General features: G+C 72.1%; 12 protein-coding genes. 6 read left to right on the plus strand and 6 right to left on the minus strand.

From position 1 onward, the window contains the following. Positions 1–7 precede the first annotated feature (7 nt). Genes PZC42_RS00530 through arsB form a run of 4 tightly spaced genes read right to left on the minus strand, consistent with a single transcriptional unit; the run spans position 8 to position 4,279 of the window. The gene (locus PZC42_RS00530; RefSeq protein ID WP_277207341.1) at positions 8–1,696 is read right to left on the minus strand and encodes an FAD-dependent oxidoreductase; all 1,689 of its coding nucleotides are present in this window, start codon (positions 1,694–1,696) and stop codon (positions 8–10) included. Then, positions 1,693–2,109, minus strand: coding sequence for an arsenate reductase ArsC (locus tag PZC42_RS00535; protein WP_277207342.1), 417 nt, complete (start codon positions 2,107–2,109; stop codon positions 1,693–1,695). Before PZC42_RS00535 ends, PZC42_RS00530 begins: the two co-directional genes overlap by 4 nt. A gap of 11 nt (positions 2,110–2,120) precedes the next feature. Further along, on the minus strand, positions 2,121–3,173 hold the full coding sequence (locus PZC42_RS00540; RefSeq protein WP_277207345.1) for a metalloregulator ArsR/SmtB family transcription factor: 1,053 nt from the start codon (positions 3,171–3,173) through the stop codon (positions 2,121–2,123). Next, positions 3,170–4,279, minus strand: a complete 1,110-nt coding sequence (gene arsB, locus PZC42_RS00545) for an ACR3 family arsenite efflux transporter (RefSeq protein WP_277207346.1) — start codon at positions 4,277–4,279, stop codon at positions 3,170–3,172. Before arsB ends, PZC42_RS00540 begins: the two co-directional genes overlap by 4 nt. 112 nt (positions 4,280–4,391) lie before the next feature. Between arsB and PZC42_RS00550 the strand changes: the two genes are divergently transcribed. The 4 genes from PZC42_RS00550 to PZC42_RS00565 are packed head-to-tail and all read left to right on the plus strand — an operon-like array spanning position 4,392 to position 8,487. Then, positions 4,392–5,129: a TetR/AcrR family transcriptional regulator gene (locus PZC42_RS00550; RefSeq protein ID WP_277207348.1), complete on the plus strand. Its 738-nt coding sequence runs from the start codon at positions 4,392–4,394 to the stop codon at positions 5,127–5,129. After that, the gene (locus PZC42_RS00555) at positions 5,126–6,130 is read left to right on the plus strand and encodes an ABC transporter ATP-binding protein (RefSeq protein WP_277207349.1); all 1,005 of its coding nucleotides are present in this window, start codon (positions 5,126–5,128) and stop codon (positions 6,128–6,130) included. Before PZC42_RS00550 ends, PZC42_RS00555 begins: the two co-directional genes overlap by 4 nt. Next, complete coding sequence (locus tag PZC42_RS00560; protein ID WP_277207352.1) at positions 6,127–7,788, plus strand: ABC transporter permease; 1,662 nt, start codon at positions 6,127–6,129, stop codon at positions 7,786–7,788. The genes PZC42_RS00555 and PZC42_RS00560 overlap by 4 nt, the downstream gene beginning before the upstream one ends. 33 nt (positions 7,789–7,821) lie before the next feature. Then, complete coding sequence (locus PZC42_RS00565; protein WP_277207354.1) at positions 7,822–8,487, plus strand: MOSC domain-containing protein; 666 nt, start codon at positions 7,822–7,824, stop codon at positions 8,485–8,487. Positions 8,488–8,638: 151 nt separating this feature from the next. Here the strand turns inward: PZC42_RS00565 and PZC42_RS00570 are convergent, their stop codons facing one another. Next, positions 8,639–9,532 (minus strand): GNAT family N-acetyltransferase, encoded by an 894-nt coding sequence (locus PZC42_RS00570; RefSeq protein WP_277207356.1) that lies wholly within the window; start codon positions 9,530–9,532, stop codon positions 8,639–8,641. 303 nt (positions 9,533–9,835) lie between these two features. On the opposite strand from PZC42_RS00570, the gene PZC42_RS22435 reads away from it, so the two are divergent. Further along, positions 9,836–10,570 carry an aminoglycoside phosphotransferase family protein gene (locus tag PZC42_RS22435; protein ID WP_277207358.1) on the plus strand — a complete coding sequence of 245 codons (735 nt, stop codon included), beginning with the start codon at positions 9,836–9,838 and terminating at the stop codon, positions 10,568–10,570. Between the two features lie 28 nt (positions 10,571–10,598). On the opposite strand, the gene PZC42_RS00580 is transcribed toward PZC42_RS22435, so the two are convergent. Beyond that, positions 10,599–11,096 carry a GNAT family N-acetyltransferase gene (locus tag PZC42_RS00580; RefSeq protein WP_277207360.1) on the minus strand — a complete coding sequence of 166 codons (498 nt, stop codon included), beginning with the start codon at positions 11,094–11,096 and terminating at the stop codon, positions 10,599–10,601. A 157-nt stretch (positions 11,097–11,253) separates the two neighbouring features. Between PZC42_RS00580 and PZC42_RS00585 the strand changes: the two genes are divergently transcribed. Then, complete coding sequence (locus PZC42_RS00585) at positions 11,254–12,897, plus strand: HNH endonuclease signature motif containing protein (RefSeq protein ID WP_277207361.1); 1,644 nt, start codon at positions 11,254–11,256, stop codon at positions 12,895–12,897.

A 12,897-nucleotide genomic window follows, 5' to 3' on the forward strand; every position in this document is an offset into this window, starting at 1 on the left:
GTTCCTCCTAGGAGCGGTAGGCCTGGTAGTTCTTGTTGCCGCCGGACAGGTTGGACACCTCGCCGAACCCGAGGTTGCGCAGCACGTTCTGCCCCGCGTTGCCGCTGACGCCCTTGTTGCAGTACGTCACCGTGGGCAGGGTGGGGTCGAGCTCGCCGGACCGCGACCGCAGCTCGGCCAGCGGGATGTTCACGGCCCCGTCGACGCACGACCTCGCGTGGTCCTTGGCGGAGCGGACGTCGACCACCTGGATCTGCTCCCCGGCGTCGCGGCGCCGGTCGAGCTCCGCCGGCGAGATGAGCGGCGTGCGGCCGTCCACGGCACCGGCGAGCGCCATGCCCGTGTAGTGCACCGGATCCTTCGTGGTGGCGTACGTGGGTGCGTAGGCGAGGTCGAGGTGGAACAGGTCGTCGGCGGTCGCGCCGTAGGTGATGGCCGTGGCGAGCACGTCGATGCGCTTGTCCACCCCGGACGGCCCGATCGCCTGCGCGCCGAGCAGCCGACCGGTGGCCCGGTCGGCGACGGCCTTGATCAGCATCTCGCGTCCGCCGAGGTAAGGCGGGCGGTCGGGCTTGATGTTGTGCACGACGGCGACGTCGTACCCGGCGTCGCGCGCGCGGTCCTCGGTGAGTCCGGTCTGGGCGACGGCCTGGTCGAAGACCCGCACGATGGACGTGCCGAGGATGCCGCGGTGGGCGGGCGTGCCCCCGGTCAGGGCGTCACCGGCGATGCGGCCCATCTTGTTGGCCGTCGACCCGAGCGGCACCCAGGTGGGCTCGCCCGTGGCGACGTCGAAGCTCTCGGCGACGTCTCCCACGGCCCAGACGTGCGGCACGTCCGTGCGGCCCTGGCGGTCGACGGCGACGGCGCCGGTCGGCCCCACGGTCGCGCCCGCGGCCCGCGCCAGGTCGAGGTTCGGCCGCACGCCGACCGCGACGAGCACGAGGTCGGCGGGGATGCTGCGCTCGCCGTCCTCGCCCTGCACGACGACGGAGGTCACGTCGCCAGGGGCGCCCGCGGCGTCCTCGGTGCCGTCGGTGCCGTCGATGCGCCCCAGGCGCGTGCGGGTGAGCAGCTCGACCCCGTGGGAGCGCAGCTCGGCGTCCACGCGGGCGGACATGTCACCGTCCATGCGGGGCATGGCGTGATCCTGTGCCTCGACCACGGTGACCTCGAGGCCGCGGCCCACGAGCTGCTCGGCGGTCTCGAGGCCGATGTAGCCGGCCCCGACCACGACGACGCGGGCGACGTCACGCTCGGTGATCCAGGCGTGGACCGCCCGGGCGTCGCCCGGGTTGCGCAGCGTGAACACCCCGGGGCGGTCGATGCCGGGCACGGGCGGGACCACGGGGGAGACGCCGGTGGCGAGCACGAGCTCGTCGTAGGTGTCCGTGAAGGTCTCGTCGGTGGCGAGGTCGAGGACGGTGACGGTCCGGGCGGCGGCGTCCAGCCCGGTGACCTCGTGGCCGGTGCGGACGTCGACGCCGTAGCGCTTCGCGAACCAGGCGGCGTCGCGCGGCGTGAGGTCGTCGATGCTCTCCACCTCGCCGCCGAGGTAGTAGGGCAGGCCGCACCCGGAGTAGGAGATGTCGCTGTCGCGCTCGTAGATCGTGATCTGCGCGTCCTCGGTATTGCGGCGGGCCTTGGCCGCGGCGGACGTGCCGGCGGCGACCGAGCCGACGACGACGATCTTCATCGGGCGACCGGCTCGACGTCGAGGGAGGCGAGCAGACCGCGCACGCGCCGCTCGATCTCGTCACGGATCGGGCGCACGGCCTCGATCCCCTGGCCGGCCGGGTCGTCGAGCTCCCAGTCCTCGTACCTCTTGCCGGGGAACACGGGGCAGGCGTCGCCGCAGCCCATGGTGATGACGACGTCGGAGGCCTGGACGGCCTCGGTGGTGAGGACCTTGGGCTGCTCGGCGCGGATGTCGATGCCTCGCTCGAGCATGGCCTCGACGGCGACGGGGTTGATGGTGTCCTTCGGGGCCGACCCGGCCGAGCGGACCTCGACGCCGCCGCCGCCGAGCTCACGCAGGAACCCGGCGGCCATCTGGGAGCGGCCGGCGTTGTGGACGCAGACGAACAGGGCGGACGGTGTGCTGGTCATGGTGCGGCCTTTCAGGGGTCGGTCCGGTCGAGGACCAGGTCGGGCAGGAGGTCGGAGAGCAGGGCGCGGACGCGGGCGTCGATCTCGTCGCGGATGGCGCGCACGCCGGACGGCGAGGCGAGCGCGGGGTCACCCACGACCCAGTCCTCGTACCGCTTGCCCGGCAGGACGGGGCACGTGTCCCCGCAGCCCATGGTGATGACGACGTCGGCGGCGCGCAGCGCGTCGTCGGTCAGCGGCTTGGGGTAGGCGGCCGAGGGGTCGTCCGTGAGGTCGGGGCCGAGCCCGAGATCGGCGAGGAAGGGCTTGACCGCGGCGTGCACGTCGCCGGCCGGCACGGACCCGGCGGACCGTACGACGACGCGGTCCCCGGCGTAGTGCTGGAGCAGGGCGGCGGCGAGCTGGGAGCGCCCGGCGTTGGCCACGCAGACGAACAGCACCTGCGGGGGGCGCCGGGAGCGGGCCGTCGCGGCGGCGTCCACGAGCCGCTGGCGGGCGAAGTGCTCGGTGAGCGGCACGAGGTGGACGGTCATCCCGCCGCGCCGGGCGAGCGCCGTGTACGACTCGCGCACGACCCGCAGCGCGTCGGCGGGGTCGGTGCCCGGCACCCGCCCGGCGAGCGACTCCGCGAGGCGGGTGAGCTCGGGCTCGACGTCGGTGAGCCCGGGGAGCCCCGGGTGCCGGGCGGCCTGGCGGTGCTCCAGCGCGGCCGGGGCGAACCGGTCGAGCAGCATGGTCACGGCACCACGGTACGTGGGGGAGATGCGGTACCAGACCCAGGTGCCGCGCCGCTCGGAGGTGAGGACGCCGACGTCGCGCAGCACCTTGAGGTGGTGGCTCACGGTGGGCTGGGAGACGTCGGCGAGCTCGGCGAGGTCGCACACGCACGCCTCGCCGTCGGCCGTCGTCGCGATGGCGGACAGCATGCGCAGCCGCAGCGGGTCGGCGAGCGCCTTGAGCGTGGCGGCGACGACGTCGGCGGCGTCGGAGCCGATGGCGTGGTCGGCAGGGGCGTGCGGGGGTGTGCAGGTGGCGTCGTCGGGTGCTCGGGAGAGGGTGGTCATGGTCGGGCCTCCTCGGGCATTCTCTGCGGGTCGGCGGTCGCCCGGGGGTCGACACCGAACCAGCGGCGGCCGACCCACAGGCTCACGTAGACGAGGCCCACGAGCACGGGGACCTCGATGAGCGGCCCGACGACGCCGGCGAGGGCCTCGCCGGAGGTGGCGCCGAAGGTCGCGATGGCGACGGCGATGGCGAGCTCGAAGTTGTTGCCCGCCGCGGTGAAGGCCAGCGTGGTGGTGCGGGCGTAGCTCAGGCCGAGAGCCTTTCCGGTGACCACCCCGATGCCCCACATGAGCGCGAAGTACGCCAGGAGGGGCAGCGCGATCCGCACGACGTCGCCGGGATGGGAGGAGACCTGGTCACCCTGCAGGGCGAAGAGCAGGACGATGGTGAACAGCAGCCCGTAGAGGGCCCACGGCCCGACGCGCGGCACGAACTGCTCCTCGTACCAGTCACGTCCGCGGGTGCGCTCGCCGATCGCACGGGAGGCGAAGCCGGCGGCGAGGGGGACGCCGAGGAAGACGAGCACGTTGAGCGCGATCTCCCCGACCGACACGTCGAGCCCTGCGGTGTCGAGACCGAGCCACCCGGGCAGCACGGTGAGGTAGAAGTACCCGAGCAGGGAGAACATGACGACCTGGAAGACGGAGTTGATCGCCACCAGGACCGCGGCGGCCTCGCGGTCGCCGCACGCGAGGTCGTTCCAGATGATCACCATCGCGATGCAGCGTGCGAGCCCGACGACGATGAGGCCGGTGCGGTACTCGGGCAGGTCGGGCAGGAGCATCCACGCCAGGGCGAACATCAGCGCGGGCCCGACGAGCCAGTTGAGCACGAGGGAGCTGATGAGCAGCTTCTTGTCGCCGGTGACGGCGGCGACGCGGTCGTAGCGGACCTTGGCGAGCACCGGGTACATCATCACGAGCAGGCCCAGGCCGATCGGCAGGGAGATGCCGCCGATCTCCATCGCGCCGAGCAGGCTGCCGAGCGCCGGGACGAACCGGCCGAGCAGGAGCCCGCCGATCATGGCGAGCCCGATCCACAGCGGCAGCCAGCGGTCGAGGGCGGACAGTCGGGCGCGGACGGGCGCCTCGGCGGTGGTCGTCATGGTTCTCCTGACGTGGCTGTTTCGACGAAGATCAATATAGACAGCTTTCGATCCAAGGATCCAGCCGAGCCTGGTCTTGCGGGGTGCTGAACGCTCGTTTAGTGTGCTGAACATGAGTTCAGCCGAGGCCCGTCCGGCGCCCGGGGGGACGCCGTCGACCGGGAAGCCGCCGTCCGACGGGTCGGCGCGCGACCGCATCCGGGACGCCGCCGTGCTGCGCTTCGCGCGCTCGGGCTTCGGCACCTCCGTGCGCACCATCGCCGCCGACGCCGGGGTGAGCGCCGCGCTCGTCATCCACCACTTCGGCTCCAAGGACGCGCTGCACCGCGCCTGCGACGACTACGTGCTGCGCTGGATCATGGAGTCCAAGAGGCAGAACATGGGCAAGGCCACCAGCGGGCAGCTGCTGCAGGTGATGGCGGAGGTCGACGAGTACGCCCCGCTGCTGGGCTACGCGGTCCAGTCGCTGCAGGCCGGTGGGCAGGTCGCGCGGGAGTTCGTGCAGCACATGATCGACGACGCCCAGGTCTACACCCGTGAGGCGGTGGCCGACGGCATCGTCAAGCCCAGCGTGGACGAGGACGCCCGGGTGCGGTACCTCGTCCTGTCGTCCCTCGGGACGTTGCTGCTCTCCCTCACCCTGGACCCGCCGAGCGACCCGGAGGACTTCGGCGCGGCGGTCCGGGCCTTCATGAGCGAGCAGTACCTGCCGATGATCGAGCTCTTCACCGAGGGCTTCCTCACCGACCGCCGCATGCTCGACGACTACCTGCTCTACATCGGCGACCCGCCGTCGGACGGTGCCACCCGCGCCGACCACCACGACACCGCCGACGAAGGGGAACCATGACCACGACAGCTCCGGGCGCGACGCCCGCGATCGAGACCCACGACCTGCACAAGCACTTCGGCTCCACCCGCGCCCTCGACGGGCTCGACCTCACGGTCGCCGTGGGCGAGGTCGCCGGCTTCCTCGGCCCCAACGGCGCCGGGAAGTCCACCGCGATCAGGGTGCTGCTCGGCCTGCTGCGCGCCACCTCCGGCAGCGCCCGACTCCTCGGCGGCGACCCCTGGTCCGACGCCGTGAGCCTGCACCGTCGCGTGGCCTACGTCCCCGGCGACGTCACCTTGTGGCCGAACCTCACGGGCGGAGAGGCCATCGACTTCCTGTCCCGGTTGCGCGGCAAGCCGGACAAGAAGCGCAAGAGCGAGCTGCTCGAGGCCTTCGAGCTCGACCCCACCAAGAAGGCCAGCACCTACTCCAAGGGCAACCGGCAGAAGGTCGCGCTCGTCGCCGCGTTCGCCGCCGACGTGCCGCTGCTCATCCTCGACGAACCCACCTCCGGCCTGGACCCGCTCATGGAGGCCGTGTTCACCGAGCAGGTGCGCCGGGCCACGGCGAACGGGACGTCGGTGCTGCTGAGCAGCCACATCCTGTCCGAGGTCGAGAAGATCTGCGACACCGTGACCATCATCCGCGCCGGACGTGCCGTCGAGTCCGGCACGCTCGACGAGCTGCGGCACCTCACACGCTCCAGCGTCACCGCGGTGGTCGACGGCGAACCGTCCGCCGTCGCGCGTCTCGACGGCGTGCACGACCTCGCCACCGTCGCGGACCCCGAGGGCACCCGCATCACCTTCGACGTGGACAACGCCGTCATCGGCCAGGTGCTGACCGCACTCTCGAGCCTGGGCGTGCGCTCCTTCACCGCGGCCCCGCCGTCGCTGGAGGAACTCTTCATGCGCCACTACGGCGACGAGCTCCCGGGCGGCGACGGCTCCACGTCCGACGGCGGCGGCGCGGCGGGGACCGGCCGGCACGCAGCGGCCAGCGAGGCCGGTGCGCGATGAGCACCGCCGTCGCCGCCGCGCCCGCCGGGGTAGCTCCCCGGAGCCGGTCGACCCTCACCGGGACCGGTGCGCTGGTCCGTTTCGTGCTGCGCCGCGACCGCGTCCGGCTGGCGGTGTGGACCGGCTCGATCGTCGCCTTCTACGCCTACTTCACGTTCGCCCTGGACACCATTTTCGCAAGCCCGGTGGCCCAGCAAGGGCGGGCCGCCGTCATGGAGACGCCGGCGGGCATCATCACGGGCGGTCCAGGGTACGGGCTCGACCACTACACGACCGGTGTGGCCATGGCCAACGAGGGCATCACGTGGGTGGTGCTCGCCCTGGCGATCTTCTCGATCCTGCACATGGTGCGACACACCCGCGCCGAGGAGGAGTCGGGCCGCTCCGAGCTCGTGCGCGCGACCGTCGTCGGGCGCCACGCCCCCGCCGTGGCCGCCGCGATCACGCTGATGGTCGTCCAGGCGGGCATCGCGGTGCTGTCCGCACTGGCGATGGTGGCCGTCGGCGACCTGGCCGCCGTCGACTCGTTCGCCATGACCGTCGGCTCGGCCCTCAGTGCCCTCGTGTTCGGCGCCGTCGCCCTCGTCGTGTGCCAGGTCACGGCCCATGCCCGCAGCGCCACCGGTCTCGGCCTCGCTGTCTTCGGTGCCGCCTTCGTGGTGCGGGCCGTCGGGGACATGCGCGCCACGGGCGGGTCCACGCTGTCCTGGTTCTCGCCCATCGGGTGGGCGCAGCAGATGCGGGCGTTCGTCGACCTCCGCTGGTGGCCGGCGCTGCTGTCGGTCGCCGCGATCGCCGTGCTGCTGTGGGTCGCCGCCGTGCTGGCGTCGCGCCGGGACTTCGGCGGCGGGCTCGTCGCCGGCCGCCCCGGGCGCGCCGACGCCCGTGCCTCCCTGCGGTCACCCGTCGCCCTGGCGTGGCTGCAGCAGCGCGGTGCCCTGCTGTGGAGCTGCCTCGGGCTGGGGTTGATGTGGTTCGCCACCGGCACGCTGCTGCCGGAGATCGGCACCATGATCGGCGACATCATCGCGGACAACCCGGTCGCCCAGCAGGTGTTCGGCGCCGACTCGTCCCAGCTCTCCGTCATCTTCCTCAACGTGGTGATCCTGTACGCCGTGCTCTGCTGCGCCGGCTACGCCATCGTCATGGCCCAGCGTCCCAAGCACGAGGAGTCCTCCGGGCGGGCGGAGGTCGTGTTCTCCCACCCCGTGTCCCGGTACCGCTGGTTCGGTGCACAGCTCGCCATGGCCGCGCTCGGCACCGCGGTGCTGCTCGCGGTGAGCATGTACGCGATGTGGCTGGGCGCCGTCGTCGTCGGGTGGGAGGACCAGACGTTCGGCGACTACACCGCGGTGGTGTGGACGTACCTGCCCGCGCTCGGGGTGTACCTGGGTCTCGTCGCCGCGCTGTACGGCTGGGCGCCGCGGCTGACCGGTGTCGCATGGGCGCTGCTCGCGTACACGTTCGTCGTCGGGCTGTTCGGGAACCTGTTCGAGATCCCCGACTGGGCGTTCAAGTTGTCGCCGTTCGACTGGGTGCCCATGGCGTTCTCCGGCGACCTCGCTGCCGGTGACGTGGCCGTGCTCTGGGCGGTCGCCGTGCTGCTCGCCGCGCTCGGCTTCGTAGGATTCCGCCGCCGGGACCTCGTCACGTCCTGATCCCCGGTGTCCGGGGGTGGCACCATGAGCGCCATGGGTGAGCTCCTTGCCGTCTGTCGCGTCCACCAGCTGCTGCCCGACCCCGGCAGCGTCGGGATCACCGCCATCGACAAGCGACCGGTCGAGGGTCGTGTCCGCGTGGGGCGTTACGGCCTGTACGCCGACGTCCAGGCGGACCGTGCCAACCACGGCGGCGAGGACCAGGCCGTGTACGCCTACGCCGCCGAGGACGCCGAGTTCTGGGAGCCCGAGCTCGAGCGCGAGGTGGTGCCGGGCCTGTTCGGCGAGAACCTGCGCACCCGCGGGCTGGAGGTGTCGGGCGCGCTGATCGGCGAGCGCTGGCGGGTGGGCTCGGCGGTGCTCGAGGTGACACAGCCGCGCACGCCGTGCGCCACGTTCGCACGCCGGCTCGGCTCGCCGCCACGCTGGGTGCGCCGCTTCACGGAGGCCAACCGGACCGGTGCCTACCTGCGGGTGGTCGAGCCGGGCGACCTCGGGGCAGGGGACGCGGTCGAGGTCATCTTCCGTCCGTCGCACGGGGTCTCCGCGGCCGACTGGTTCGGGACGTGGAGCGCCGGCGCCCCGGCGTTCGCCGAGCTGGCGCGTCTGGCCGGGGTGCTGCGGGCGTCGGCCGACGCCGGCGAGGTGCGGTTGAGCGAGGACATGGACGTGCGCGTCGCCAAGGCGCTGGCGCGCTGAGGTCTTGGCACTGATCGCCGGCCCTGCGGACTCAGCGGCCAGGCACGTCTCCTCTCTGCGTGTCCCACGATCGCCCGCGGGCGGCCGCGACCGTCGACCGCGGCATGGATCGCGCGAAGAGCCCTGCTCACTCGCGGCACGGCGATGCGCTTCAGACCTGTGTGCGAGTGAGGTCGGCAACGGGTTCGCTCGTGGTGAATCCGGCTGCGATGTATGTGGCGAGGGCACCGGCGTTGGAGTTCTCGGCGACGACGGCTGCGGTAGAAGCGCCGTGCTGTTGCAGAGCGTGCGCACCGGCGAGGGTGATGGCCGTACCGTAACCGTGGCCGTGGTGGTCACGATGCACTCCCATCGGTTCGATGAGGCCGGGGCGACCAATTCCGGCTGTCCAGACGGTGGTGACGGCCACGGGCTGATCGATGTTGTCGTAGCCGATGAGGTAGTGGGCGAGGTGTGCGAACGGGCCCGTTGCCATCGTGGTCCACCGTTGGATGAGCCTCTGCCTTTCCTCGGCGCTCGGCGTCGTTCCCTTGAACGCGGACCAGTGCACCGCCGTCCACTCTTCTGCCTCATCGAGGCCGATCTCTTCGACCCGCAGCGCTACGTTGCGTGGATTCGCGGGGACGGGGGCGCGCAGGTCGAGCTGCAGCGGCGTCCAGGGTTGGCCCGTGTCCCAACCCTGGGCGCGAAGGCGGGCCTGCAGTGCAAGCGCGCCGCGGGCCTCGACGGTCACCGCCCCGGGGGGAAGCGCACGAACGCTCGTGAGATCAGCTTCGATCTGGCGGGCGAGCTGGTCATCGTCGAGGGCTGAGGGGTCCATCGCCATGCGGAAGAGATCGTCGCCATCGAACATACCGATCGCGACGATCGATCCATCGGCTGTCCAGCACCGAAGGTCTGCGGCTGACTTCTCGGCGCCGACCATCGAGTGCCAACCGAGGTCTCCGGGATGCAGGAATCCTCTCCAGTCGGCGGTCTGCCACTCACTCAGCGTCCTGGCGATCTCGGCAAGTTGAGCAACAGTCGGAGTGGTGAGGGTGGTCATCTCTTCCTCTGAGTCGCCCCGGCTTGTCAGGATGGCATCTTGCTGGTGTCAGCCGGTCCTTGTGACCGGTTCGATGCGAGCGTAGTCGAGCTGCTCGGCCTCGAGGGGCGCCTGCTCGTCGATCAAGCCGTGGGTGCGTTCGGTGTTGAACCACAGCACCCGAACGGAGTCGCTGCTTCGACCTGGTCGACGAGGTCGGCCGGTATCACACTCTGCGCCATCCTGACCTTGGACGCGCCTCATGGGAGACACGCCCTAGAAATGTCGCCGTCTCCGGGCGATGCTGCGTGCGAGCATCGGTCCGTGACTGTGGGGCAGGGTGACGAGGTCGAGCTCGCCGGGGGCAACGTCGGCGCGGTGGTGCGCGTCGGGGACACGGTCCGCCGCACCGCAGGGCCGTGGACGCCGACCATCCACGCGCTGCTCGCCTGGGTGCGCGCACGCGGGGCGTCGATGGTCCCGGTACCGCTGGGTATCGACGACGGCGGACGCGAGGTCCTCAGCTTCCTCCCGGGCGAGGTCGCCGGCTGGCCGGTCCCGGCATGGGTCTGGGAACCGGAGACCGCTCAAGCGGCCGGCACGATGCTGCGCACCTGGCACGACGCGACCGAGGGTTTCGCGCTCCAGGACGCAACGTGGCGAGTACCACCCCGCGACCCCGTGGAGGTCGTCTGCCTCAACGACATCGCGCCCTACAACATGGTCCATGACGGCAACCGGCTCGTGGGTCTGATCGACATCGACATGGCGTCGCCCGGCCCACGCGTCTGGGACCTGGCCTACCTCGCCTACCGGATCTGCGGCTGGTGCGAGGACATGCCGGCACCTACCGGGTCGGCGCCCCGAGCGGTGCGCCTCGACCTCCTGCTCGACGCCTACGGTCGCGACGCCGCGCCGTCCACCACCGCCGTGATGAGCACCATGCGGCAACGACTCCATGATCTTGCGGACTGGACGGACGAGCATGCACGCACCACCGGTGCGACCCGCCTCCTCGAGCACGCCGCCATGTACCGCCGCGACGCCACCCGCCTGTAGCTCCGGATGATTCGGGCGCATCGCGTGGCTACCGCGGCGGACGGGTCATCCTGATCGCTCGAACACCGTCGTCGACCCTGCTCCGCCCGTCGGCGTCGAAGCCGTGCTTGCGGTAGAACGCCTGGGCACGAGGATTCGGGTCAGCGACCCACAGCGCGGCCGTGGCCCGGGGATCGATCACGGCGTTCAGGAGGTCAGACCCCGCGCCTTGCCCGTGCACCGACGCGGAGGTGTAGAGCACGTAGAGCTGTGATTCCCACGTGGCGTCGGCGTCCAGCGCCGATCCCGCCATCGCCACGCCCACGATCCTGCCGTCGAGCGTGGCGGTCGCAGCAGTGTTCTGGCTGTAGCGCTCGTCGGTGAGCGCTGCCGTCCAGAACTGCTCGCGGCGTCCCACGGCCTCCGGGTCGTCGAGCACCGCGTCGGGGAACAGCCCGCGGTACGTCTCTCGCCACGACTCGACGTGGACCCTCGCCAGCCCAGGGACGTCAGCCGGCTGTGCTGGACGGGTGACGAGGCTGCTCATCGCCGCATGCTAGCCGCGAGCCGTGAGACGAGCTGGCTGCCGGTCGAGACCGAGACCGGGGACCGACACCGGATCTCCCATCGCTGCTGGTCACGGGGGCTGATGCCCTGGAAGCGACCCCTTGCGCGGGCCAACGAGGTTCGATACTCTCGAACACATGTTCGAAGACGACGCTTCCCACCCGGCGCGGCACGCGGCCGGGACTCGTCGTGCACGAACCCCTGGTCCCGGTGCGGTCGGTGCCCCGACCGCACCGGGACCGATATCTGCAGGTACGGCGTCGTCGGCGTCCGGGACGGCCCAGCTCGTCGACGCCGGCTGCACACCGCTGGAGCAGGAGCTCGCCGACCTGCTCGCGGTCCACGTGGGTGCGGCGCACCCATACACCGCCCTGGAGCTCGACGCCGCGCACGTGGGGGCCGACTGCACGTCCCGCGATCAGGCTTCTTCCGACCCGGCGCTCGACGCGCTGCTCGGGGACGCTCCAGGGCCGTCCCTCGCGGCGGCGCTGGCGGGGACGGAGCCCGCCGACCTCGACGACGCGTCCTTGATCGAGCTGCTGGCCGCCTGGGAACGGCTGGCTGCCTGGGCGCAGGCGGGATCCGCGGCGGCGCTCGGGGAGCTGCTCCTGCGGACGCGCGGATCGTCCCGGCACCAGTTCGTGGTCGACGAGGTCTCGGCCCGGTTGGGTCTGAGCCGGCACGCGGCCGCGCAGCGCGTCGGAGTGGCGCACGGTGCGCAGTCGATCCCCGAGGTGGCCGACGCGATGGCCGCGGGCGTGGCCGACCGGCGCAAGGCCGAGGCGCTCGTCTCGACCGGCCGGCTCGACGACGTCCACCGGCGTGAGGTCGTCCGCGAGCTGCGTCCAGATCTCGAGCACCTCACGGTGCGACAGATCCGCGACCGGCTTCGCCGGGCCGAGATCGTCGTCGACCCCGAGGGTGCGCGCGAGCGGCACGCCAGGGCGCGGCGCACCCGGTCGGTGGTGCTCGAACCGGTCGACGACGCCATGGCCTACCTGACCGCGTACCTCCCCGCCGACGATGCCGTGCGCGCCTGGGTCGCGATCGACGACCTGGGAGCCGCGACCCGCCGGACGCCCGGGGAGGCGCGACGGCTCGACGAGTGCCGGGCCGATGCGCTGGTCGCGCTCCTCACCGGCGCCGTCGAACAGGCCGCCGCGGCCGGTGGGGGGTCACCCGACGAGGCACCGCACACGGAGGGGCCGCCCGTCCGGGCGTCTCGCACCCAGGCGTCGCCCGTCCAGGTGACGATCGCGGCCTCGACGCTGCTCGGCACCGACGACCTCCCGGCGATCCTCGCCGGGTACGGCCCGATCCCGGCGCCGATGGCGAGGACGATCGCCACCGACGCCGAGGCGACCTGGCAACGGATCCTCACCGATCCGGTCACCGGCGTGCTGACCGACCGGTCGTCACGCTCGTACCGGCCGAGTCCCCGGCTGCGCGCGACCGTGCTCGCCCGCGACGCCACCTGCACCTTCCCCGGCTGCTCCGTCCCGGCGTCACGCGGCGACCTCGACCACATCGCCGCCTTCGACCCGGGACGTGACGGGCCGCAGACGCACGGCGACAACCTCCACGCGCTGTGCCGCGCGCACCACCGGGCGAAGACCACCGGGGGCTGGTCGGTGGTGCGCGACCCGGAGTCCGGGGTCACCACCTGGACCTCACCGACGGAGCACCGGTACTTCAGACCGCCGTACCGGGCGGACCCTGCCCGCCCGCCCGGGCGTCCTCGCCGACGAGCGCCGATCGACGAGGGGCCGCCGCCCTTCTGA

The organism is Isoptericola croceus (assembly GCF_029382255.1).
Taxonomy (GTDB): domain Bacteria; phylum Actinomycetota; class Actinomycetes; order Actinomycetales; family Cellulomonadaceae; genus Isoptericola; species Isoptericola croceus.

Coding starts and splice junctions, on each gene's coding strand:
- PZC42_RS00530 (WP_277207341.1), bottom strand. CDS start 1,696: ATGAAGATCGTCGTCGTCGGCTCGGTCGCCGCCGGCACGTCCGCCGCG.
- PZC42_RS00535 (WP_277207342.1), bottom strand. CDS start 2,109: ATGACCAGCACACCGTCCGCCCTGTTCGTCTGCGTCCACAACGCCGGC.
- PZC42_RS00540 (WP_277207345.1), bottom strand. CDS start 3,173: ATGACCACCCTCTCCCGAGCACCCGACGACGCCACCTGCACACCCCCG.
- arsB (WP_277207346.1), bottom strand. CDS start 4,279: ATGACGACCACCGCCGAGGCGCCCGTCCGCGCCCGACTGTCCGCCCTC.
- PZC42_RS00550 (WP_277207348.1), top strand. CDS start 4,392: ATGAGTTCAGCCGAGGCCCGTCCGGCGCCCGGGGGGACGCCGTCGACC.
- PZC42_RS00555 (WP_277207349.1), top strand. CDS start 5,126: ATGACCACGACAGCTCCGGGCGCGACGCCCGCGATCGAGACCCACGAC.
- PZC42_RS00560 (WP_277207352.1), top strand. CDS start 6,127: ATGAGCACCGCCGTCGCCGCCGCGCCCGCCGGGGTAGCTCCCCGGAGC.
- PZC42_RS00565 (WP_277207354.1), top strand. CDS start 7,822: ATGGGTGAGCTCCTTGCCGTCTGTCGCGTCCACCAGCTGCTGCCCGAC.
- PZC42_RS00570 (WP_277207356.1), bottom strand. CDS start 9,532: ATGACCACCCTCACCACTCCGACTGTTGCTCAACTTGCCGAGATCGCC.
- PZC42_RS00580 (WP_277207360.1), bottom strand. CDS start 11,096: ATGAGCAGCCTCGTCACCCGTCCAGCACAGCCGGCTGACGTCCCTGGG.
- PZC42_RS00585 (WP_277207361.1), top strand. CDS start 11,254: ATGTTCGAAGACGACGCTTCCCACCCGGCGCGGCACGCGGCCGGGACT.